We start from the raw sequence: 24,034 nt of genomic DNA on the forward strand, positions 1-24,034 counted from the left end.
CCCGGATTTAAGTTGTTTTTTCTTCTGCAATTGTTGACCGAGCGCACAAAGTTTGCACATTATTTTAGCTCTTTTTGAGGATATAATAGTCGTTCTGGAAATCATGGGCTAGTTGCTTGATTTCAACGCTGCTAAACCCAGCTTCACTCAACAGTTGCAGCGCTTTTTCTTGACCCCACATCGCTCCCAATCCCATGCCGCCGTAGGCTAAAGAAACTGTCATACAGTGCATACAAGAAATGGTGTAGAGCAACGGTGCAATGGGATGCTCTAGATTACCGCCGACATCCGTTGTGGCGCGGATATCTTGCATCAAGTAAACACCATCGGGACGCAACGCTTTGTAGATGTTTTGCAGTACAATATCGGGTCTGGCTTGATCGTGAATTGCATCAAATGTGGCGATCCAATGGTAGCGATCGCACTCATCCAATGTGGCGACATCCTTCACCTCAAACTGGATATTATTCAACTTCCGCAATTGCGCTTCCGTGTTGGCATTGGCGATGGCTTCTCCCGAAAAATCATAGCCTGTGAATCTGCTATTCGGAAAGGCTTCAGCCAGCTTGTTGAGTGCTCGCCCGCAGCCGCAGCCGACATCTAGCACCTCAATACCCTGTTGCAACGCTTCGGTGAGTCCGGGAATCAGTGGCAGAATGTGGTCAAATAGAGCAGATACCGTGGTTTGACCGCTATCTTCTGCCATCACGGCATGAAAACGTTTGAACTCTGAGTAGGGTACACCGCCGCCTTTGTAGAAACAATCAATAATCCGGTCTTCCACCGATGCCAACACCGGAATGAATTGAGCAAAAGGGGCAATGTTGTTAGAAGCCGCAGCCCGTGTCAGGAATGCTGCATATTCTGTCGGCAAAGTGTAGGTTTTGTCGATCGAATTATAATCCACTAAGCGACCCGTTACCATTGCACCGAGCCATTCCCTCACGTAGCGTTCGTTCAATCCGGCAGCATCGGCAATTTGTTGACTGGTAGAGGGCGGCAATTCTGCCATTGTGTCAAACAATTCGGTGCGATGCCCGATCGAAATCATGACGGAGAGTGCGCCACTGTTGAGAATGTCCAGCATCCGTCCGGCGAATGCTTCTGCTTTGGTTTGATCGAATGTTTGTGTCATCATAATTTAAGCGTGATGGTATTCAAAAGTTTCTATTTGGAAGATTGGATGTTGCCAGGGGTACGAGCGTCAGATTCCTGCCCGTCAATTCAACATTTCACCTATCTGTTCTTGCACCCAAGTTTCAAACAATTCGCGCAGCAAACGTTGACGCATCGCTAAATCGAACTGAGCCGGAATCAATGTTTCTAATCTGACGATCGCCAGCCATCCTTCTACAGCGATAGGATGCCAAAGCTGACCGGGCCGGCTTATCGCCAACAGATGTGCCAAATTCGGGTGGATTGTGCCGAGTTCCGCCGGGCCAACGATTCCATTGACTTGAGCTTCTGGGCCTTGGGAATACTCGCGCGCCAGTTCGGCAAAGGATTGCTCTTTTTCTTGAATCCGAAAATACAGTTCGCGCGCCATTTCTGCGTCTTTAAACCGAATCAAAGAATAGATGACTCGATCTAGCGATCGCTTGCGCTGCAGAAAATAGGACTCTAGTTTGTGATGCCAATTTTGGTGTTTGAATTTCTCAATTTTGAGCAGCCGCGGAATGAAAACAGTCTCTAAAAATTCCCGACTCATTCCGTGCTGTTTTAGCCAAAGCTGCTGTGTGGTTTCGTCGATCAGTTGATTTTGTTCGTAGAACTGCTGGCGGACATTTGTGATTTCTTCAGGGGTGCAATCAATGGGGGCGATCGCTTCATCAATGATGCTCTCGCGACATAATTGGGGCAGCATTTGGTAGCTGGCAAGTCGAGGGATAATTCCCTCCCCATTAATTGTGCGATTTCCTATTTGTAAAACTGCGTTCATATAGCAGAAGGAAGTTCGGCAAAGGATTTGGTAACGGATGTAACGGAGAGAAGGAAGAACACGGATTTTGACTTCGATCTCTGAGATTCCGATCCCCCTAAATCCCCCTTAAAAAGGGGAACTTTGAGTGAATCTTTCCCCTTCTTAAGGGCAGTAGGGGTTGACTTTGAATGCTCTTCCCCCTTCTTAAGGGGGGTTAGGGGGATCTCTTGGTTGAAAAACACACTTTAGCTGTTAGACAGGAGTCATGTTTAGGTTGTAGCTGCTAACGCCACTGTGTTGATAAACTTGGAGATAGTAGGTGCTACCTGGAGTCAAGAACTGAGTAATTGACTCAGATTGATTGCCAGTCGCAATTGACTTGGTAATGATTTCACTTGAATCTACCACTGAATCGTTATTGCGATCGTTAATCAGCCGTATATCCATATCGCCACTTAAACCGCTGAGATTAAAGCGGAAATTGCGGCTTGAGTTGACAGCAAAATGGTAAGTATCAGAGGTATCAGAGTTAACTATCGCTTCGTTGAAGGTGCGGGAAGCAGTCAGGGTTCCCACCTCTGTCTCCGCTGTGACTAGATTGCTGGGTTTGCTAATGGCATTGGTTGATACTCTCAAATCGTATTCGGTATTAACAGTACCAACTCGATCGACTTCAATTAGGTAGCTACCTGCATCAACGTTGGTAAGCCCAGATGACACGTTAATTGAGTCAGGTTGGTTGCCAAAACGAGTTGATGCTGAAACCTGTGAATCGTTGGTATCGCGTACACCATTGCCGTTGAAGTCTCGGAACAATCGAACATCGGCATTAGCGCTCATATTCGTCAGGGCGATGTTGATATTATTATCGTTCTCCAGACGAAAACTGTAGGTATCTTTAATATCGCCGTTGCCCACGAATTCACGCTTGCCTACGGGATTAGCATCGCGGATCAAGGTACCAAAGTTAAATTCAGCCATTTTGTTTCTCCTTAAAGTGTAAAGGGATTAGTTAATTTGCTGGTTGTTTGCTTAACTTGATATCAATCTAACGAGGCGATCGTTCCGAAAGCGTTCCGAAAGCGTTCTCGAAGCGTTCCCAAAGCATCCAAGCGATCCGAGGCACGAATTCAAGGTCTCAGAACTTCCGCAGACCAAACGCGATCGAAGGGAATTCCAGCTTTACCGTGGGCTTCTCGAATCACTTCCGCATCGGGCGCGTTCAGTTCCCACAGGACACGAGTTTTATCCTGCGACGCATAGGAACGCACCCATTCAATACCTCGTTCCTGATAGCACGGTAAAATTAATCGCAGGGCTTCGTTCCACTCTTCATCGGTAAAGCCATTCGGATAGCTTCCCTCCAACAGCTTGAGGATTGGTTCGTTCCATACAGGTGGCACACCTTCAGGTTCAATAACTTGGGCTGTCCAAACCTTGGTAAACCCAACATCAGCTTGGCGATAAGCTTGTCGCACAGACTCTGCATCGGGTGCCTCAAAGGTGCAAATCATGCGATGGCGATCGGCTGATAGTAAAGAGTAGCGCCACGTGCCATTTCTTGCCCCAAGACAATCCAAAACTCGCGTATCAGCTAACATTTCTGCGGTTATGGGTCGATCGGCAACGGTTTCAACTTTGATGAGAGACATAATTACTTCCTCTTAATTAGTAATGACTGTTGACTGTTAACTAATGATTCATGACTAATTGTAGCGATTGATGATTTTCCCCACTCTCACCTCAATTTTTTAGCGCCTCGCAGTGGACGAAGTGAGCGAGTTGTCACCCCCAACATAAACGTGGGTACAGTCTGCTCTACGATCGCATTCTCAGCCCATCTGTAAATAATAGTGCGATCGCACAAAAATATCAGAAAATTAAGTTCTTGCCTGATGGATCTCTTGAGCAGTCCTCAATCCAGATGCTAATGCGCCCTGCATCCATCCCCTCGTAGTAGAAGTGTGTTCTCCAGCAAAATAGACTTTACCTTCCGACTTTCCAAGTTCATCAAAAAACCTTTTTTCTTGCTCTTCAGTCGGGTATGCCCAACCAGACCTCGACCAAGGATCTTTAGCCCAAGAATAACTGGTCATCTTGCCCTGATAAGCACTGACACCAGGGAGAATCTTTTCCCATCGCTGTAGTAATTGAGGCAATTGTTGTTCTGGGGCGAGGGCATCCATAGCAAGGGCATTTTCCCCTTTCAGATAAGCTTCCAAAATACCTGTTTTTCCAGGAAAATCCCAACTTGGTTGCCACAGTTCTTCAGGACGATCGTCAAACAACCCCCAACCATTCAATCCTTCTTTTTCCCAGAATCTTTCGGAGAATTCAACAAACATTCGTGTCGCTGCGCGATAATTATAACCCCCAGCGATAGCAAGCTGTTTTTGAGGTGATAGTGGAGGCTGAAAGTTGATCTGTCCCAAGACTGGCAAGGGAACAGTACATACTACACAGTCTCCAGTGTATTGCTGTCCTGATTGGCACAAGACTTGAACCCCTGAAGAAGTTTGTTCAATGCGAGTAACCGCAGATCCTAGATGAATTTTATCAACTAGAGCGGTAGCAAATGCTTGTGGTAATCTATCTGAACCTTGAGCAATTTTAGCAACTTTGGATAGGTCTCCTCCCGGTAAAACTTTAGCTAAATCATCAGCAGGAATCAGAAGACGTTGCCCATTCTTCACAGCAATGTAAAGCCCATCTGGTGGTAAAAAACGCTTGAGAGTCAAACCAAAATGTTGAGCATAGCCAAGTGTTAAATTGTGATTAGACGGAATTCTTGCTGCTCCTGCTTCTACAAAATGATTCTCACTAAAATTGCCTCGCAAGGTCAAAACTCTCCCTCCTACTCGCTCACGGGCTTCTAAAACCGTTACTGTATGACCTACTGCTGCTAACTCGTAAGCGGCAACCAAACCAGACAACCCCGCTCCGACGACGATCACTTTCTGAGAGGATAGTCCTTTCTCTAATGCTCCTGGAGTTCCAGAGTTTTGGGCTTTAACTTGAGCATGGGCTATTGCCGCACCAAACGTTACAGCGCTACTTAATAGAAATTGACGGCGATTCATTTTAAACATAGCGGTCTAGCCAATAATTACAGTAATACTAAAGATTTTGCCTAACTTAGCAAAAAAGCGGAATATGAAACAATTAGCAAACAAGCAGAAGAGTTTAAAAAATTAGATGAGCGATATGAAGTAAAGTAAAGTTCCTTGTGATGAACACCATCCCTAATTGCAGTTCGCTACAACTAATAACTAATGACTAAATCTGTTCGATCGCCCGATCGACCTCGGTGCAAGCGCGGAAACTCAGCGCAGGACGATCGATGCGATCGCGCAGCGATTCAAACCGCGTGATCGCCCCTTCTCGATCGCCCAAAGCTAAAGCACCCTGAATCAAAATTGCCCAAGCCAGAGCAATCTCGCTGGGATGATCGACCGTCTGAGCAGCTTCTAAAGCAGCTTCAGCGCGGGCTGTTGCCAAAACGAGCCGATCGCACTCTAAATCGACTTGAGCCGCCCCAATCAGCACGTAAGACAGCATCCGTTTCGCATCCACCTGCTGCAAAGTCGCGATCGCCCGCTCCAAACCAGCATCGGCACCAGTTTGCTGAAGCTGATAGTTTGCTAAAGCTAAAAGCGCATTAGCCACCGCCCCTTCACTGCCTTCGCCTTGGATTTTGGCAGAGACGATCGCCATTTCCTGACAATAAGGCAAGGCCGCAGCCGGATCGCCCGCTTCCATTTCCGTCATCGCCAAATAGGTGAGGTTATAAAACTCGCACCAGCGATCCTGCTGGGCCGCAGCCAATTGCCACGCCTGCTGCAACAGAGTTCGCGCTTCCGCATAGTTCCCGTGATGGCGCTGTACAGCCCCCAACCCTTGGGCAATTCCGATGTTTTTAGCGCCAACTCTCCCCGCCAGGGACTGCGCCTCCAGCAACAATGCTTCTGCCCGCGTCATTTCCCGTCCAATTTCCGCCAAGCAAGACCCGCTATATACCAGCAATCGCACGGCAGTAGCTGGACTCGATGCCCGACTTACCTCTGCTGCCCGCAGCGAGTGTTGGTGGACGTTGGCGAAGTTGCTGCGATCGAAATGCAGGATCACCAATGCCTCAAGTCCCGTGGCTTCTGCTTCTTCTAAACCTAGAGCATTGGCTTAATCGATTAAGCGGTGCAGCTCGCTGTCGAGTTGAGAAACTCGATCGCCCGTAACGCCTGCGATCGCGCTAACCCGCAGCAATTTTAAATGCAATTGAATGCGAGTGCGATCGTCAAGTCCTTGACACTGCTCAATCCCAAGCTGAGCCAATTCTGATGCTTCCGCGTAGGCAAACACTTTCAAGCAACGTTCTGCTGCCGACAAGGCGCTAGACGCTGCCAATTGTCGATCGCCCCCCATGGCCGCGTGACGCGCAATATCGCCAGCCCAGGCACCGTCTGGTGTGGAGAGTTGATTCAATTTATGGGCAATTTGCAAATGTATCAAATGGCGGCGCGGTTGTGACAACTGCCGGTAGACAGCCTGACGCACAATATCGTGAGCAAAGTCATAGCCCATTTCGGCACCGATAGAGGCGCTGGGACGGATAATGGTTTGTTGGGCGTAGTGCAGCAATGCCGATGAAGCTTCATCGATCCACTGAATGTCATCTAAAATTACCAGCACCGGAGTTCGATCGGCACATTCAGCCAGCAGTTGCACCACTGCATCAAATAGATGACTGCGTTCGCGCAAGGGTGCCAAAGGCATATCGGGCGAGGCTGGCGCTGGTTGACCGAGTTCTGGGAGCAAGAAACCTAGCTCCGGCGGAATGTTGCCTGTGGAGGGCATCGCGAGCGATCGCAGCGCATCGATCCAGATGCCGTAGGGTCGCACCATCTCTGCCGCAAATCCGCGTCCCCACAGCACTTGTACCGCCTGTGCCGTCGATCGCAGCTCCTCCAGCAAGCGAGTTTTGCCGATTCCGGGTTCGCCCGCGAGCAAGAGCACTGGCGATGCCTCAGCGTGAGCGATCGCGCCGCATTTCCCAAGCAGTATGGGGTTTGCCCACTGTTGAATCGATGCCCATTCGCGATCGCGCCCCACTAGAGGCGACAAAGCCAAAGGCGAGGGAAACAAAGCCGTTTGGGGCGGCCCGGCGGACTGAGAGGATGGTTGAATGTCGGGCGCTGCGTCTTCCAGCAACAGTTGCTCGTAGAGCTTGCGAGTGCTCGCACTGGGGTCTACTCCTAGTTCCTCGCGCAGCAAAGTCATGCAGCGGTGGTAGACTTGCAGTGCATTGGCGCGATCGCCGTTCAAATGGTGCGATCGCATCAAAGCTGCGTAGCTGGTTTCGTGCAACGGATCGATCTCCAGTAAGCGCTGTGCAGAGCGGATTGCAGCCCGATAATCACCCTGAGCTTCCGACAGGCGAGTCAGAGATTCGAGCGCATGAAGCAATTTCTGTCGCAGGTGTTCGCGCTCTGGAAAAATCCACTCATCCTCACAACTCGGCAGCAAATCACCGCCGTAAAGTGCGATCGCTTGCTCCCAGGCTGTTCTGGCACCGTTAACATCTGCGGCTCGTTCCGCTGCTTCTGCTGCGGCGAATGCCCGTTCAAACTCAGCCACATCCAGCACGAAAGGCGCATGGGGATTCCATTGCAGGGTTTTGGCATCCGCCAGCAGGTAGCGATCGGCCTCGGGGAGTCCCTGACGCAGGTGATGCAGTTCCCGGCGCAAGTTGGTGCGAGCTTGGGCCTCCGTTGAATCTGCCCAGAATTGAAAGGCAAGCCGCTGACGGGTTTGCGGGATATCGCGGTGCAGTACCAGGTAAGCCAACAAAGCTTGCGGGCGCTCTGCGGTGACACCGACAATGGGCTTGTCTGCACAGGAAAGGCAGAATCCGCCTAGTAGTTTGATATCTAAGGTAGAAAGCATATAGCTAGATATTATTTGTGATTTTAATCCATGCTCCGGCGTGTTAAGTTCAGGAATGTCAGCAGGTGGCGATCGCTAATTGAAATGACATTGCTATACTATGTTATCCGCGCGGCAGTATGTTGGAAGCCACAATTTGGTATTCTTAATATAAATGTAATATAGGTACGGTATGATCGCTTTTACTACGACTCTCACTCAATGCAATTAACAAGGCAAACATGATCGCCAAAATTGCTACCTTCAGCCTCTTGTTTATAGTTTTGACTCTAGCATTCAGCAACACGCTTTTCAAAAATCATCTGTTAAAACCTTTCAAGGACAGCAATTTGTCCAACCAGTTAACATCTGATTTGACCAACTTGACCGCCCAAACGGAAAGCCAGGACAAAAAAAATACCATGCAACGTATTCTCGATGACAGCGCGAAATTAGAAAAACTAGCTGGGGATTTCCAATTTATAGAAGGCCCGATTTGGCATCCAGACGGCTTTTTGCTGTTCAGCGATCTTCCCGCCAATATTATCTATAAATTTACCTCAAACCAGCAAGTTGAGGTATTTCGCCGCCCTTCGGGAAAAGCCAACGGGAATACTTTAGACAAAGAAAACCGCTTAATTACTGCCGAACACGAAAATCGCCGCGTATCGCGCACTGAAAAAGACGGCAAAGTTATCACATTGGCGGATAGATACGAGGGAAAAAGGCTCAACAGTCCGAACGATTTGGTTGTTAAATCCGACGGTAGCATTTATTTTACAGATCCGTCCTACGGTGTTAGTAAAGACCAGGAAGAATTGGGTTTTTACGGTGTTTACAGGCTGGCACCAGACGGGAAATTAACTCTGCTGGTTAAGGATTTGGTGCTGCCAAATGGCATTGCCTTTTCACCAGACGAGCAAAAGCTTTATGTTAACAATTCGGAAGCGGGATACATTGCTGTTTTTGATGTAAAACCGGACGGAACTGTTACCAACCAGCGGCTTTTTGCGGAGTTAAAAGATGCCGCCACTAAAGGCGGAGTTCCCGACGGTTTAAAAGTTGATTTAGAGGGGAATGTTTACAGCACCGGGCCGGGGGGAGTGTGGATTTTATCGCCCGATGGCAAGCTTTTGGGGAGGATTTCTGTACCTGAGACGGCGACTAATTTGGCTTGGGGAGAAAGCGATCGCAAAACGCTTTATATTACGGCAAATACAAGTCTGTATCGGATTCGCCTTAAAATTGCGGGTGTGCGGGCTGGAAAATGATCTAAAATCGGGCGAACTTGAAAGTAAAGCGGTTTTTATTAGGGGTAATTGACCGGACATGATATAATCGTAGGTTTGAGAATCAGTCATTCCCGATTCTTTAATCTCGAATCTCAAATCTCTAATGGTATTAATAGCTCGGTTGCACAAATTTCTAACTGCTACAGTCGATCGCAAATCCCGATCGCACACAATATTTTGGTTGACTTTGAGCTTGACATTTGCTGCACTTTATGGTTTTTTAGGACTCAAGCAAGCCTTCAGGGCCGAGTATATAGTGCAAGACGATGCGAGGCAGCACGTTTTCTGGATGATGCGGTTTGTCGATCCTGAATTATTCCCCAACGATTTCATTGCTAATTACTTTCAATCAGTCGCCCCCGCAGGATACAGCACGCTCTACAAATTAGCCGCAACAGTTGGCATTCATCCGCTATTTTTTCACAAAATATTGCCGCTATTTCTCGCGTTAATCTCGACTTATTACTGTTTTGGCCTGTGTCTAGAAATGCTGCAAGTGCCGATGACTGGATTTATTGCATCTTTGCTGTTAAATCAGCATATGTGGATGACTGATGATTTGGCTTCCACAACGCCAAGAGCTTTTATATATCCGATATTTCTCGGTTTTTTATATTATTTGTCGCGCAGTTCGTTGCTGCCTTGTTTGGGAGCGATCGCACTTATCGGACTATTCTATCCTCCTTACGCCTTGGTTGCTGCCGGAATTTTAGTTTTGCGCCTGCTAGCCTGGAAAAACGGCGGTTTGCGCTTGTCGGGCGATCGAACTAATTACCTATTTTGCACTACAGGTTTGGGAGTTATTTTTCTAGTAATGCTGCCCTATGCCTTAGATAACTCTGAATTTGGCCCAACTTATACCGCAGCAGAAGCGAAGCCAATGGTCGAATTTGCAGCAGACGGCAGAAATCCTTTTTTTCATCCAAACCCCAAAGATTACTGGTTGACAGGGCGGGGCAGCGGGATGTTTCCCAAGTCGCTGTTTACGCCTGTAACTCACTGTGTCGGGCTGTTATTTCCGCTGCTGCTATTTTTGCGATCGGCTTTTCCCTTAGCCAATCAGATTCAAAGCAAAATCTGGCTTTTGCTTCAGCTCTTTTTAGCATCCTCGGCGATGTTTTTTGCGGCTCATGCTACCATTTTTAAGCTGTATCAACCAGGTCGCTATACTGCCTACAGCTTGCGATTTATTGTTGTGTTGATAACGGCGATCGCCCTCACTTTAATTATCGATGGAGTCGGTCATTGGGCAGCAACAAGCGCAACAAGATTTGATGTAAAAAACCTAGTTGCACTAATTACGACAGCGACCATCGCTGTCGCAGTCGTGCTTTATCCCTGCTTTGCCAAAAAATTTCCTACAGTCGGATATGTAGAAGGTAAAATGCCGAGTTTGTACAAATTTTTTAAGCAACAACCTAAAGATATCCTGATTGCTTCGATCGCGACCGATACGGATCATTTGCCAACATTTAGTCAGCGTTCGGTTCTGGTGGCCAAGGAATATGCAGTGCCTTATCAGAAAGGCTACTACAGCAAATATCAACAGCGACTTAACGATTTAATTCGCGCTCAATACACTCCCGATAGAGCTGTATTGCAAAGTTTCATTACTAGCTATGGAGTTAATTTTTGGATGCTCGATCGCAATGCTTTGACTCTTCAGTATATAAAGGATGATGGCTGGCTAAATCAATTTGATTCTACACCGGAGGCGAGGCTTTCTCTAGAACAAGGGAAAATTCCCGCCTTAGCTTCAGCAATCACAAGCTGTGCTGTTTTTCAAAATGAAATTGTCGTGGTTTTGGATGCGTCTTGTATTGTGAAATAAACTGGAATTAGGACGGCTCACACCCAGAAAAAAATGCCATAACATCCCCGAACTGAGAACGAGAAAAAAATCGACTTTATTGACTAAAAATCTTGATTTTTAGGTTAAACCGGAGGCAAGAAACCCGGTTTCTGACCAAAGAATTAATAGTTTAGCGATTTGTAGTGCCAATCCCCTTGCGGTTGCCACTCCTGATGAGTGATGTTGCGGATATCGGGCAATTAAATAATCTCCGCAATCAAAGGTGAATATAGATCCGGGGTCAAGTTCGCAGACAATGAAAATTGCACAAAAGCTCGATCGCCAATTATCTCTTGGGCAAAAACATGACAACACTTTACGTCAACCCGCAAACAGGCAGCGATTCCGCAGCCGGCAGCCAATCAGCCCCATTCAAAACTATAGCCCGCGCGATCATCGCCCGCGCTGCATCGGGAAGCACTATTGAGTTAGCACCGGGAATTTACAGCGCTGCTAGTGGCGAAAAATTCCCCTTGGAAATTCCCTCTGGAGTAAAAGTTATTGGCAATGAAGCTAACAAAGGTAGAGGCATTCTGATTCAAGGCAGCGGCAAATTTGTCAGTCCCACCGCTGCGGGCCAAAATATCACGATACTGCTAGCAACTAATTCGGAATTGCGCGGAGTAACTGTTACTAATCTCGATAGTCGCGGCACGGGAGTCTGGATTGAGTCAACTTCTCCGACTGTGGCTAACTGCACTTTCACACTTTGTAAGGGCGAAGGCGTTTTTGCCACGGGCACTGCTAATCCTGCGATTCTCGACAACATATTTGTGGAAAACTCAGCCGCTGGCGTAATTACGGCGGGAACTGCTAAAGGAGCAATACGGCGCAATATTTTTCAAAAGACGGGTTTCGGCATTTCTCTGCAAGCTCAGTCGGCTCCTTTGATTGCTAATAACCAAATTTTGGAAAATCGATCCGGTATCGTTTTAGCGGGGGAATCTCAGCCGATTTTGCGTAAGAATCGCATTGAAAAAAATACCGAAGACGGTTTGACTGCGGTGGGGAAGTCGCTGCCAGATATTGGTACTGCTCAAGATTGGGGCGGCAATATTTTTCAAAATAACGGTGAATTAGACTTGCAAAACGCGACTGGGGTTAAGATTTCTGCGGTGGGAAATCAGCTCAATTCTTCGCGGGTGAAAGGTTTATTTGATTTGGGCAATGTGACGCCAACTCCGACTCCTGGCAAGCTACAGTTTAGTGACATCACCACGCATTGGGCCAAGGATTTTATCGATCGCTTGGCAAAGATGAATATTGTTAGCGGGTTTCCCAACGGCACTTTTCAGCCTTACGAGATTGTAACTAGAGCTCAGTATGCGGCTATGCTGGCGAAGGCGTTTGAATTGGTGCCGCGCCGTGAGGCGACGGTTTTTAAGGATGTGGCGGCGGATTTTTGGGCCAAGGGAGCGATCGACCAAGCTAATCGAGCTGGCTTTTTGGCTGGATATCCAGACAGCACGTTTCGCCCGGAGCAGAATTTGACTAGAGTTCAGGCGATCGTTTCTTTGGTAAACGGCTTGCAGTTGGCGGGGGGCAACCCCAATTCTTTGAGCGTTTATGTCGATCGAGCTCAGATTCCCAGTTTTGCCACCGACGAGATAGCAACCGCCACAGAGCGCAAAATCGTGGTCAACTACCCCGCGCGCGAAAAGATTTCCCCCGCCCACGACATCACCCGCGGCGAGATATCCGCCCTCATCTACCAAACCCTGGTAGCCACAAAGCGGGCCGATCCTATTAACTCTCCTTACATCGTCTAAGGGAATTGGAAGACAAGGGAGAGAAGAACTTGGGGTACAAAGAACCAACCCATATCCCCTCGCCCTTGTCTCCAATTGCCTCACTCTCACTCACTTTCACCCACTCTCACCCACTGCCACTCTCCCAAGTCTTGATTTGCGAGTACCCGAATCGTTTTATGATTAAACATTAAGAAATTAAGCAATCCTTAAGGTTCGACTGTCAAATTATGGCTAAAATTCAATTCTCTCGGGGTATAGACGAAGATGCTGTGCCCGAAGTGCGCCTAACCCGTTCTAAAACGGGAGCTCAAGGCACTGCCACGTTTATCTTTGAAAATCCCAAAGCTCTCAGCAGCACCAGTACCGAAGACATTACTGGAATGTACATGATCGACGAAGAAGGCGAACTCCTCACTCGCGAGGTTAAGGCTAAGTTCATCAACGGTCAGCCGGCAGGTTTGGAAGCTCTTTATCTAATGAGAAGTCCCGCAGAATGGGATCGATTTATGCGTTTTATGGAACGCTACTCGGAATCAAACGGCTTAGGATTTAGCAAGGCATAATGGGTAGTTGGTAATTGGTAATTGGTAATTGGTAGTTAGCCGATCGCCGGTTGCCGGTTGCCGATTGCTTAGAAGAAGAAACTATGACGCAAATTCCTCACCCCGACTTATCTAAAATAACCGTAAACTGCGCTATCATTACTGTTAGCGACACCCGCTCGGCGGAAACAGACAATAGTGGCTTGTTAACTAAGAAGCTGCTAAAAGATGCGGGTCACTCTGTGGTAGCTTACACTGTTGTTAAAGATGATGCGGCCAAAATTGTATTGCAAATGCAGGCTTTTTCCCAGCGTGAAGATGTGGATGCAATCATTTTTAACGGCGGCACGGGCATCGCTCCCCGAGATACGACTTATGATGTGATGGAGAGTTTGCTAGACAGGATTTTACCAGGATTTGGTGAAATATTTCGGTTTTTGAGCTATCAAGAAATTGGTTCGAGGGCGATCGCCTCTCGCGCAGTTGCAGGGGTGTATCAAGGCAAGTTAGTCTTTTCTCTTCCGGGCTCTAGCAATGGTGTAAAACTAGCTGTGGAAAAGCTAATTTTACCTGAATTAGTTCACTTGGTGACGCAGTTGCGGGGAGGGTGAGAGCGAAAGTTCGGTTAATGGACTGACAATCAAGAAATTTGGTTACAAGTCGCCCGAGGCATCCGTGGAGCGAGAAAAAAGCTCGCTCATCCTCATCGCCAGCCCCCGGGTTTAGCAGTGAACTCGCTTTCTTCAATCTAAAATCTAAAATCTAAAATTGACTGACTGCATTCACCGCAAGAAACGGGTGGCTTTGAGCCTGCTCTATGCCTAAAGTAAGGAAACATCAAAATTCCCTCGATTTAGACTAGATGATTGCGATGCAGAATGCGAGTGTCTATGCTAGCGAAGATTATCACCGGATTGCTCGGGCGATCGCCTTTATGCGACAACACCACCTAAACCAGCCCAATCTGGCAACTGTGGCCCAACACATAGGACTGAGTGAATATCATTTTCAACGGCTATTTACTCAATGGGCCGGCATTAGCCCCAAGCGGTTTTTGCAATATCTGACAGTTGAATATGCCAAGTCAAAAATCACTCATACTAAAAGCCTTCTCGACCTAACATTGGACGTGAGACTATCGAGTCCCGGACGATTGCACGATTTATTTGTGAACTTAGAAGCAATGTCACCAGGGGAGTTCAAAGCAGGCGGAGCAGGTTTGCAAATTCGCTATGGCATTCATGATACCCCCTTTGGCAAATCTCTAATCGCGACAACTGCCCGTGGTATTTGTAATCTTTATTTCTTGGATACAACAGACGAACAAACCGCCGGACAAAGACTGCGATTGGAATGGAAAAACGCTGAAATCATTCGTGATGAGCAAGCGACTCAATCATTGCGTGACCTGATTTTCAATTCAGAAACTCTCAGCGAGCAAAAACCACTAACGCTCTTGGTAAAAGGCACTAACTTTCAGATTCAAGTTTGGCGAGCACTTTTGAAATTGCCATTTGGTGCGATCGCCACCTATCAGACGATAGCTCAAATGGTAGCACGCCCAACTGCTGCTAGAGCTGTAGGAAATGCGATCGGTAACAATCCGATCGGCTATCTAATTCCATGTCACCGAGTCATTCGAGAATCTGGAGAAGTTGGTGGCTATTGCTGGGGAGTAGAGCGTAAAACAGCCATGTTAGGTTGGGAAGCTAGCCGTAGAATCTGCGGAACCACCCTCGCAGAAATAGAGGACTCTAACGGTGTAAATCACCTGCTGCAGACTACCTCCGCTACCAACACATAACCTCTGTGCGATCGGGTGCATGGGCGTTGTTTTGCTGCGTCACCTAGAGAACTTTTAAGAACCTCCGACTTCAATCACTTCCCCCGGAGTAATAGTATTCAAAACGTTACGAGCATCTGGTAGCAAAGGAAGTAAATCAGGAAGTCTGTTGCTGGATGCTACAAGAACAACGACTGCTACTCCAGCTTGCTGCAAGTTTTGCTGATAACGCAAATTTTGATCTGTGGTAAGCAGAATCGTGAAGCCCTATTGACTCATAAGCAGCAGTAATTCACCGTTCTTTTTTCCTGACCATCCCATCTCAACAACTGTGCGTATCTCGTAATCAGCAAGTTCACGCTTTAAAGGTCGTGGGGCACATTCATCAAGCAGGATTCGCATAGGCTGTCAGCATTTCCTTTGCTAATTCAAGAGCTGCAATTGCCTGTTCCCGACTGACACTAGGAAAATGGTCTAGAAATACCTCTAATGAATCACCAGCCTCAAGATAATCAAGTAAGGTTCTCATTGGTACACGAGTCCCAAAAAAAACAGGGGTTCCCCCCAGAATATCGGGGTCGCTATGAACAACACGGGATGTTAATGTCATAACAAATTCAGCCAACGGGCTACCAGCTTTTACAACAATTGTATCCCAAAGTCATTTGATTTTCGTGAGCATAATGCCCAAACGATCGCTAGCATCCATTTCATCTAAAACTACAACTTTTAGCAGTTTAGGCTGGGAAGCTAGCCATACAATCTGCGATCGCTCCCGATAGCATTACTATTTTTGCTACTTGCCTTCGCAATTGATCGCAGATAAATTTCAGGGTGCAAGGTCGATCGATATACACTAGAAAGATTGTGTATCTATCGCCAGTTTTGCAATGACGCTGCCTACCGGATCTCGTTCTCCTGCTTTGTTCCAAACGCTTTCGCTGGTAGCTGACCCGATCGCATTTTTCGATCGCTATTCTGCCAAATACGGCGATACATTTACCGCCCGCGTGTTGGGGCCCGCTTCGCCCCCCGTGGTGTTTCTGGGCCGTCCAGAAGCGATTCAGGCGGTGTTTACGACGTTAGCCGATGCCTTTGAGTTTGGCAAAGTGACCAACGTATTTCGCCCGCTGGTGGGAAATGAATCCCTAATTATGAATGAAGGACCGCGACATCTGCGACAGCGACAGCTATTAATGCCCGCGCTGCATCGGGAACAGTTGCACAGTCAAGGGCATTTGATTGTTGATTTGACGAAAAAGCAGACGATCGACTGGAAAGCCCCAGATGCGATCGCAGTCCGCGAAGAAATGTCAGAAATTTCGCTGCAAGTAATCTTGCAAGTCGTGTTTGGATTAGTGCCGGGAGAGCGCTACGAACGCCTGAAACAATTGCTCAGCAAGCTTTTAGAGGCGATTACCTCTGAACTGTACTCGATGCAATTTTTCTTTGAGCCCTTGCAGCAAAATTTGGGGCCTTGGAGCCCGTGGGGGCAGTTTTTGCAGCAGATGGCGCAGATTGACTCGCTGATTTATGCGGAAATTGCCGAGAGGCGATCGCATTCTCTCGATTCGTCTCGCACGGATATTCTGTCGGTGTTGATGATGGCCCGCGACGACACGGGCGAATCCATCGGCGATCGAGAATTGCGCGATCAGTTGATGACGCTGTTGTTATTGGGACATGAAACGACTGGATCGGCCTTGACTTGGGCGTTTTACTGGCTGCATCAGTTTCCCGAATGTCTCGCTAGATTGCGACAGGAATTGGATGAATTAGGCGAGAATCCCGATCCGATCGCGCTTTCGCAGTCGCCCTACTTAACAGCAGTCTGCAAGGAAGCGCTGCGGGTTTATCCAATTGCCTTAATTTCGCAGCCGCGCAAGGTGAAACGGACGATCGAACTCGAAGGCTATACATATCCACCGGGAACGATTTTAATCCCCTGTGTCTATTTGGCGCACCGTCGCCCTGAAACCTACGAAAATCCCGCTCAATTCAATCCCGATCGCTTTTTAGATCGCAAGTTTTCCGCCTCTGAATTTTTACCGTTTGGAGGCGGGAGTCGAAGCTGCATCGGGATGGCGTTATCGATGTTTGAAATGAAGCTGGTTTTAGCAACGGTGCTGTCTTCGCGTGAGTTTGTATCGAATCTCGATCGGCCAATTCGTCCGGCGCGCCGGGGAATCACCTTTGTACCGCCCGATCGGTTTCGATTAACGGTTGTGGGCGATCGGCGTTAGATGAGAGTGAAATGCCGTGTCAAGCAAAATATGTTATTCGATGAAAATCCCAGCAACTTTGTCTCCATTCATAGTCATGTGTGCCACAAATTCATCTCCACCATCTTCAAAACTCAGCTTCCACAAATAAATCTGACTATTAGCTTGTTTTATGTCACCAAAATAAGTAATTGAATATCCCTTTTGCAGGCGTGAAGCGAGCTGCTCGCTAACATCGTCAAACATTTTTTGTGTAATGCTCGCTTTGTAGCCGGCATCGCCCACTGTCGTAAAAAGCTCGTAATTTTTCGATGCAGTCGCATTCAAAATAACCTGCAAACAATCGAGAACGTTTTGAGAGGGGGCTGTCGGGGTCATGATGATGTCCGTGTTTTAGGGTTCTATCAAAATGTGTAACAAATGGCGCTGTGAATACCTCCTACGCCTGTCTCATATCAAATCCGGTAGCATCGGAATTATTTATCGGTAGGGGGCGCGATCGCATAAATTTTAAAATCCACAGATTAGACTATTTACACTCACGCACCGCCCCAAGGATTGAATAATACCGATGCAACTTTACTATTTATAGCAGTTTTCAACCGGATGAAATAAATACAGCGTTAGACACGGCACTCTCGTGTCCTACCCGATATCTGTACTTTACTCTACTGAAAACCCCTATATTGCCTCAGCAACAATAGTTCGGTGCCGGACTGTATTGCAAGTGATTGTCGGCCGTGCAAAACCGGAATCCACCAAAGCTTGCTCGATATCCAACCCAAAATACTGATCTAAATAAGGCTCCGTACTCTTGAGCAAAGTCAAAATATAAGGAGGCATTTTAGCATAAACTTCCGACTGAGGATTCATATCCATAATTGTCAAATGTCCGCCAACACGCAGCAAACGCCTCGCTTCCCGGAACACTTCTCTAGTAGCTTTCTGCGGCAATTCGTGACAAACTAAACACATAGAAACTAAATCAAAAGCAGCCGCAGGCAAACCAGTAGATTCAGCAGCAGCGTGAACCCAAGTCGGAGATTTTTGATTTAAAAATTCCGATTCTCGCTGTTGGGAACGGTATTGAGCAACTGCTAAAAAATAAGGCGACAACTCCACGCCAGTCATCTTCGCTTCCGGGTAAACCTCCCCAAGAGCAAAGGTACTCATTCCCACACTGCATCCCAAATCTACAATATCTTGCGGTGAAGAAGCAATTTGAGATTTGATGACTTCGTGATAGCTGGCGCGGAGTTTAGCATCACCTTCTGCACCTGCTTCCGGCCAAATTGTGGCGTGAACTGTACGGGCGGCAACTTCAACTTCTGTAGCAGCTTCCCAACTCATATTACCTTGTTCGTAAGCGTGAAATGAAGTTAGATAATATTTCGGGTAAACAAGATCGGGATTTTGGACGCTGAACAATTCTGCATCCCAATTCCGGGCTAAAAGTGCTTGGGCTTCTTGTCGCCAATGCACTCCGATTTTTTCGGCTCTTTTTATCATCATTTGCCGCGCTTGGTGCTTGGCTAGATTAGCCAAAGGCTTGATGGAAAGGACGCCATTTACTAAACGCGAGGCTACTCCGGGAGTTTTATTAACTGCAACAGTCATCTTTTAGGTTTTTCTATTTTGCGCCATCTACTTTAACACGTTTGGGCGATTTTGAGTCGGTCAATATAATGAAACTTAACTTTGTGCTGGTGAGTGAAATGCAAATGTTTTGTGGAAAAGACTTTTTTTTAATGAACCGCAGAGGGCGCAGAGAACGCAGAGTTAGAGAAGAGAGAAAAGCTCAGAGTCTTGCAAAACAGGAGCTGGTCGTCTAATATTTATTTGTGCTTACCTACTTAGTTCTGGGGAATTCATCTGGAATTGGATTTGCCGAAGTTGGAGTATTTGGAAGAACCCTTTAAATCTGGCTATTCAGGAGTTTGTGATGAGCAAATCTATTGTGGAATTGGTTGACAATCTGCCGTCGGGTGGCGTCACTGTGAAGATGTTAAAATCTCTCGATTTTGTGGTTCCGGGGGAGTGGAACAATCTCACGGGTTTTGATAATACTATTGAAGCGGTTACAGGGGAAACAAAGCGCAAATTAGTTGGGAAAGTTCGCGATCGCGCGATCGAGCTTTACGCTAACCCCAACGAGCCATATCAAGGCGTAGTCAGGCTTTACCAGTTAGCAGACAGCGCCGACAGTGCGTTAGGTGCAACGGCTATGGCGAATAAAATCGGCGAAAACATCGGCTTTCTTTCCTTTCTCAACCGCCTCACTCCCAAAGCTGACACCACTCAAACGATCGACTTGTGCGTCAAAGTGGCGATCGAGCTAATTGCCTTCTGCAAACTTAACAATATTTCCCTTGACAATGTGGGAAGCTTTGGTAATTATTTATCCCATTACAAAGGCGAATCTGTGATGCGGATGGCTGCTTTAGTGTGTGCTGACGGTTTAATTCCCCTTGGCCCGGACTTCATTAGAGTAGCACAAAATACCATAGGCGGATTGAATCCTTCAACCTTGCAGCAAAACTCAACCTTCCAAAATATCAGCAACCTAATTCCCGGCGCCAATAATTCACAAAAGTTCGGATTTGTGACAACTACTTTCGCTTCAGCGCAAGGTTGGATGAACAATTTAGTACAGTCTCGCGGCTTAACTCCGGCCATAGTTTTGGGCCATCTCAAGCAATACGTTGATGTTACCGATGACAAATTGGATTATGTCGCCGCGTTTTTAGACATGACTACCAATTATTACGAACATACGGGAATTCAGACAGTTGCTCGCCGATTGATCGATCGAGCTTATGCTGAAATAGCCTCTGGCAGATCCTAGAAAAGTCGTTCTCAGGTGAGGGAACAGAGCGACGCAGAGCCTCTGGATCTGCGTTCCCAGGCAGAGCCTGGGAACGAGGGAATAAACCTCGCAATGTGAGTTAAAATAAGCAGATTATGTTAGCAAACCTCTTTTAATCGCATTGTGAAAAACAAATCGCTTCCTTCATCCGTAACAGTCAAGCTCGGCAAATTTGTCTGGACATCAATGTGGCAATTAATGATGTCAAAACTAGCGCCGCCCGATCGCACGGGAGCATACATTCGCCCCAGCAGCAGTTTCCGCAACTTTGTCAGCACTGCACCAGACAACCCTCACGGGCCCGCTGCGGGACGGTATCGCCTCTTCGTGGGTACGGGATGCCCTTGGGCGCACCGCACTCTGGTGACGAGGGCGCTCAAAGGGCTGGAAGATGCGATATCCGTGTCGATTGTCTATCCGTCTGAAGGGGGAATGTGGGTGATGGAGTCGGAGACTTTTGGCTGCAACACGGTGCCGGAACTTTACCAGTTGGCTTTACCGGGCTATCAGGGGCGGTGTACGGTGCCGGTGCTGTGGGATGAGTCGAAAAAGACGATCGTCAATAACGAGAGTTCGGAAATTATTGTGATGCTAAACTCGGAGTTTAACGAGTTTGCTGGCAATCCTCAAATGGATCTTTATCCTCTGGATTTGCGATCGCAAATTGACGAGTGGAATGAGAAGATTTACCAATCGGTGAATAACGGCGTTTATCGCTGCGGTTTCGCGCAATCTCAAGCTGCTTATGACTCGGCTTGCAGTGAATTGTTTGCTGTTTTAGACGAGATCGATCGATCGCTCTTGAGGAGTCGTTATCTTTGTGGCGATCGGGTGACTTTAGCAGATGTGCGCCTTTTTACTACTCTATTCCGTTTTGATGCAGTTTACTACAGCTTGTTCAAATGCAATGTGCGCCGCATTCAAGATTACGAGCATTTGGGAGCTTATCTGCGCGATTTGTACCAGTTACCGGGAGTTGCTGGCACTTGCGATTTGGAGGCTGTGAAGCGCGATTATTACGGCAATTTGTTCCCGCTGAATCCCGGCTGCATTATCCCCGCTGGACCCGATCCGGCGAGTTTGCTCAAAGCTCACGATCGCGCAGGACTAAGAAACCGGGTTTCTCCATAAATCTCTGTGATTATCGAAATTGAAGCGAATAAAATGACCTCGTTCGGGGATATATTTTAGCAAAATTCTTCTCCTTCTGGTTTTCCCCAAGAGATTTCTTCGCCCGGTTCTATTTCGCCTGCTAATAATTCATCTAGGGTATATTTGGAAACTTTCTGATTTACAGGCTCTATGACTATTTTTCCATTTTCTATACTGCAAATTACTGCATCATCTGCTTTCAGGTTGAAATATTTGGTTCTTCAGTACGTAGTATGCTAAACAACCCAAAATCAAGCTGTAAACCTTGTTATATCAAATCCGGTAGCATCGGAATTATTCATCTCTCTTATCTCCCTCTGTGTTCTCTGCGTTCTCTGTGGTTAAATCATTCCGATGCAACCGGAAACAATATTAAATAAGGATTAAACGAAATATCGCTCATTCTAGCCCAATTCATCTAAATAAATAGTCAAAACCTTTGCGGAGCAAAGGTTTTGACTACATTTCTATATAAGTTGGCATACCAAGTAATGAAGAGCCATTATTTTTTGTATACTCATCCAAAGATTTTATAATAATTAGGATCTTTTTTAATAAAAACTCTCAGTCTAAATAATCGATAATAAAACACAACCTGTTTACTTAGTTTGTTGTTGATTTTCTCCCAAAGGGAACGTTTGGGATATTCAATCTGTTTATGGATGTCGAAGTAAATTTGTTTCTCCTGAATAATTGCTTGTCCATTTTGGATTCTTATTCGTTCAATATTATCCTTAAAGAATGGGAATTTGTCTTCGCGGAAAAAATCAAAGGTCATCCCAATTCGAGCCGCAGCTAGCCCCATAGCATAACCCTCACCATGATAGATTTCTTGCATTTCAAAAAAGTAAGAAATTGTCTGCCAAAGTTCAAAAAATTCCCCTTCTAATCCATTCTGTCTCTTCATGACAAACATAAACTCGTGAAGCCACTTCACTTGTTGAAGATCAATATTTAGTTTTTGCCCTGCTGCTTTTATAACTTCAAATTTTTTCGGATTTTTAATGTTTTGTATGTGTTTGACCAAATCAGTACCTGCTCTTGCTGTAATTCCAGGAGACCAATTCATTTCTTCTACTAGAGGGCCTAGCAATCTAACATCAGAGTCTAAAAACATACAACTCTCAAATAGTGAGAGAGCTTTTTCAAGAACGAAACGTTTGTCATGATACCCTTTCACACTCTGGAGGTGGTGCTTGAACACCAGAACATGAGGGAAATTTTTAAACTGCTCTGGTTGATCGCTTAGGATACATAAAGTTGTGGAAGGCATATGGGTCTGGATATCTTGAGCTAGCATCTTTACATGAGCACGATACCTATCACCTACAGCTAGAGTACAAAAACAAAACTTTTCAGATGTGTCCATATGATTTGAGCGCCAGAGATGTGAGTTAAACTTGCAGAAATTTTTCGTGAATCCAACTTATGAAAATATTATAACTGACTTATGGTTACTAGATTACTCTGAAACAGTTTCAATAGCAAGGAATAAACAGAATATTAAGAATGCGTTTATATTGCGATCGCAATATTGAAGATTAAACCCTATATCCCTCTTCTGTCACTCTCCGGGGGGGCGATCGCGCTTAATCTTCATCTGGCAATTAATACAAGCTATTCTATTAGAAGAAAAAATGCTCAGGTTTATTTATTATAACAACTAGATATAGTCGCGCGTGGGGCTCAGAAACCGGGTTTCTTACCCAAATCTTGGGTAGGATGCCTAAATTATCACAGAAACCCGGTTTCTTGGCTCAGGGTTAGGCGCGATCGCGTGGGGGGTTGAGAAACCGGGTTTGAAACCCAAATCTCTGTTGGGATGCCAAAATTCTCCCAGAAACCCGGTTTCTTGGAGTTTCTGGGAACACGCGTGGGGATTCAGAAACCGGGTTTCTTACCCAAATCGGGCGTGAGGATGTCAAAATTCTCCCAGAAACCCGGTTTCTTAAAGCCTTCTATGCTTCAAATGTTAAATACTGGATTAATTTATCGCTAGTTGAACCTTCTAAAAAGTCACGATAAGCATCGGCTGAAAAAAATTGCGATCGCACTCCATCTATTTTAGGTAAACTTCCCTGACGCAAATCAATATATTCCTGATAGCTGGAAAACTCCCAATCCTCTGTTTTTTCAACTATATTAGCACAGACTGGGTTTAAGTGAATATATCGAGTTAAGTGTAATAAATAGTCTTCTCCATCCACATGAATCGCCTGAAACCGTCCCTGAAATAGTGAACCCACCCTTTGATAGCGTTTATTGATAGCCTTAGCATAAGACAGAGTAAATGACTGCATCAGCTTGGAAAAATCATCCGTTTGCAGGTAAACTAATAAATGATAGTGGTTCGGCATCAAACAATAAGCAATAATATCGACACCATGAATAATCAGATGGTTTCTTAATTGACGTAAAAAATAAATATAGTTTTCTCGCTCAAAAAAGATAAGCTGACGGTTATTACCTCGGTTATAAACATGGTAGTAATTACCCGCTTGGAAGATAATTTGGCCACGTGGCATATCAGAGGATAGGTGAGTGGCTAGCGGAAGGGGAGGGTTCAGAAACCGGGTTTCTTACCCAAATCTTCGGTAGGATGCCAAAATTATCGCAGAAACCCGGTTTCTTGGCTGAGGCTGAGGTGCGATCGCGTGGGGTTCAGAAACCGGGTTTCTTACCCAAATCTTCGGTAGGATGCCAAAATTATCGCAGAAACCCGGTTTCTTGGCTG

The 24,034-nt window shown here is 46.5% G+C and carries 22 protein-coding genes; 9 read left to right on the forward strand and 13 right to left on the reverse strand.

Translation table 11 applies throughout. The features are described from left to right. Positions 1 to 64: 64 nt before the first annotated feature. From QUA57_RS15680 to QUA57_RS15710, 7 genes are all read right to left on the reverse strand, one after another. Positions 65 to 1,138 (reverse strand): class I SAM-dependent methyltransferase, encoded by a 1,074-nt coding sequence (locus QUA57_RS15680; protein ID WP_333061883.1) that lies wholly within the window; start codon positions 1,136 to 1,138, stop codon positions 65 to 67. A gap of 81 nt (positions 1,139 to 1,219) precedes the next feature. Continuing rightward, entirely contained in the window at positions 1,220 to 1,939 is a 720-nt protein-coding gene (locus tag QUA57_RS15685; protein ID WP_333061884.1) for a peptidylprolyl isomerase, read from the reverse strand. Between the two features lie 234 nt (positions 1,940 to 2,173). Continuing rightward, positions 2,174 to 2,902 (reverse strand): pre-peptidase C-terminal domain-containing protein, encoded by a 729-nt coding sequence (locus tag QUA57_RS15690; protein ID WP_333061885.1) that lies wholly within the window; start codon positions 2,900 to 2,902, stop codon positions 2,174 to 2,176. Between the two features lie 149 nt (positions 2,903 to 3,051). Next, a complete protein-coding gene (locus QUA57_RS15695) occupies positions 3,052 to 3,573 on the reverse strand; it encodes a DUF4242 domain-containing protein (protein ID WP_333061887.1) in 522 nt (173 codons plus the stop codon). Between the two features lie 228 nt (positions 3,574 to 3,801). Beyond that, a complete protein-coding gene (locus QUA57_RS15700; RefSeq protein WP_333061888.1) occupies positions 3,802 to 5,010 on the reverse strand; it encodes a flavin monoamine oxidase family protein in 1,209 nt (402 codons plus the stop codon). A gap of 187 nt (positions 5,011 to 5,197) precedes the next feature. After that, positions 5,198 to 6,049: a hypothetical protein gene (locus QUA57_RS15705; protein WP_333061889.1), complete on the reverse strand. Its 852-nt coding sequence runs from the start codon at positions 6,047 to 6,049 to the stop codon at positions 5,198 to 5,200. Positions 6,050 to 6,097: 48 nt separating this feature from the next. Beyond that, a complete protein-coding gene (locus QUA57_RS15710; protein ID WP_333061890.1) occupies positions 6,098 to 7,861 on the reverse strand; it encodes a BTAD domain-containing putative transcriptional regulator in 1,764 nt (587 codons plus the stop codon). Positions 7,862 to 8,262: 401 nt separating this feature from the next. Between QUA57_RS15710 and QUA57_RS15715 the strand changes: the two genes are divergently transcribed. From QUA57_RS15715 to QUA57_RS15740, 6 genes are all read left to right on the forward strand, one after another. Continuing rightward, positions 8,263 to 9,111 (forward strand): SMP-30/gluconolactonase/LRE family protein, encoded by an 849-nt coding sequence (locus QUA57_RS15715; RefSeq protein ID WP_333061891.1) that lies wholly within the window; start codon positions 8,263 to 8,265, stop codon positions 9,109 to 9,111. Between the two features lie 124 nt (positions 9,112 to 9,235). Beyond that, positions 9,236 to 10,963, forward strand: coding sequence for a hypothetical protein (locus QUA57_RS15720; protein WP_333061893.1), 1,728 nt, complete (start codon positions 9,236 to 9,238; stop codon positions 10,961 to 10,963). Positions 10,964 to 11,289: 326 nt separating this feature from the next. Next, the gene (locus tag QUA57_RS15725) at positions 11,290 to 12,753 is read left to right on the forward strand and encodes a DUF1565 domain-containing protein (RefSeq protein WP_333061894.1); all 1,464 of its coding nucleotides are present in this window, start codon (positions 11,290 to 11,292) and stop codon (positions 12,751 to 12,753) included. Positions 12,754 to 12,962: 209 nt separating this feature from the next. Continuing rightward, positions 12,963 to 13,298 carry a photosystem II reaction center protein Psb28 gene (gene psb28, locus QUA57_RS15730; protein WP_333061896.1) on the forward strand — a complete coding sequence of 112 codons (336 nt, stop codon included), beginning with the start codon at positions 12,963 to 12,965 and terminating at the stop codon, positions 13,296 to 13,298. Between the two features lie 83 nt (positions 13,299 to 13,381). Then, a complete protein-coding gene (locus QUA57_RS15735) occupies positions 13,382 to 13,888 on the forward strand; it encodes a MogA/MoaB family molybdenum cofactor biosynthesis protein (RefSeq protein ID WP_006632696.1) in 507 nt (168 codons plus the stop codon). Between the two features lie 260 nt (positions 13,889 to 14,148). Continuing rightward, positions 14,149 to 15,081, forward strand: coding sequence for a methylated-DNA--[protein]-cysteine S-methyltransferase (locus QUA57_RS15740; protein WP_333061898.1), 933 nt, complete (start codon positions 14,149 to 14,151; stop codon positions 15,079 to 15,081). 54 nt (positions 15,082 to 15,135) lie between these two features. Here QUA57_RS15740 and QUA57_RS15745 read toward each other — a convergent pair whose 3' ends face one another. Both QUA57_RS15745 and QUA57_RS15750 read right to left on the reverse strand, forming a co-directional pair. Then, positions 15,136 to 15,294 (reverse strand): hypothetical protein, encoded by a 159-nt coding sequence (locus QUA57_RS15745; RefSeq protein ID WP_333061900.1) that lies wholly within the window; start codon positions 15,292 to 15,294, stop codon positions 15,136 to 15,138. A 151-nt stretch (positions 15,295 to 15,445) separates the two neighbouring features. After that, complete coding sequence (locus tag QUA57_RS15750; RefSeq protein WP_333061929.1) at positions 15,446 to 15,670, reverse strand: DUF433 domain-containing protein; 225 nt, start codon at positions 15,668 to 15,670, stop codon at positions 15,446 to 15,448. Positions 15,671 to 15,950: 280 nt separating this feature from the next. Here QUA57_RS15750 and QUA57_RS15755 point away from each other — a divergent pair, with 280 nt between their 5' ends. Further along, entirely contained in the window at positions 15,951 to 17,303 is a 1,353-nt protein-coding gene (locus QUA57_RS15755; protein ID WP_333061902.1) for a cytochrome P450, read from the forward strand. Positions 17,304 to 17,336: 33 nt separating this feature from the next. Here QUA57_RS15755 and QUA57_RS15760 read toward each other — a convergent pair whose 3' ends face one another. Together QUA57_RS15760 and QUA57_RS15765 are read right to left on the reverse strand one after the other, a co-directional pair. Further along, entirely contained in the window at positions 17,337 to 17,660 is a 324-nt protein-coding gene (locus tag QUA57_RS15760; RefSeq protein ID WP_333061903.1) for a hypothetical protein, read from the reverse strand. 303 nt (positions 17,661 to 17,963) lie between these two features. Next, complete coding sequence (locus QUA57_RS15765) at positions 17,964 to 18,899, reverse strand: class I SAM-dependent methyltransferase (RefSeq protein WP_333061905.1); 936 nt, start codon at positions 18,897 to 18,899, stop codon at positions 17,964 to 17,966. 325 nt (positions 18,900 to 19,224) lie between these two features. Between QUA57_RS15765 and QUA57_RS15770 the strand changes: the two genes are divergently transcribed. Together QUA57_RS15770 and QUA57_RS15775 are read left to right on the forward strand one after the other, a co-directional pair. Continuing rightward, a complete protein-coding gene (locus QUA57_RS15770; protein WP_333061906.1) occupies positions 19,225 to 20,127 on the forward strand; it encodes a hypothetical protein in 903 nt (300 codons plus the stop codon). A gap of 207 nt (positions 20,128 to 20,334) precedes the next feature. Further along, entirely contained in the window at positions 20,335 to 21,279 is a 945-nt protein-coding gene (locus QUA57_RS15775; RefSeq protein WP_333061930.1) for a glutathione S-transferase family protein, read from the forward strand. Between the two features lie 538 nt (positions 21,280 to 21,817). On the opposite strand, the gene QUA57_RS15780 is transcribed toward QUA57_RS15775, so the two are convergent. Then, positions 21,818 to 22,669, reverse strand: coding sequence for a hypothetical protein (locus QUA57_RS15780; RefSeq protein ID WP_333251191.1), 852 nt, complete (start codon positions 22,667 to 22,669; stop codon positions 21,818 to 21,820). Between the two features lie 589 nt (positions 22,670 to 23,258). Beyond that, entirely contained in the window at positions 23,259 to 23,825 is a 567-nt protein-coding gene (locus QUA57_RS15785; RefSeq protein WP_333061909.1) for a transposase, read from the reverse strand. Between the last annotated feature and the right edge of the window lie 209 nt (positions 23,826 to 24,034).

This window comes from Microcoleus sp. Pol7_B2 (assembly GCF_036701035.1).
Taxonomy (GTDB): domain Bacteria; phylum Cyanobacteriota; class Cyanobacteriia; order Cyanobacteriales; family Microcoleaceae; genus Microcoleus.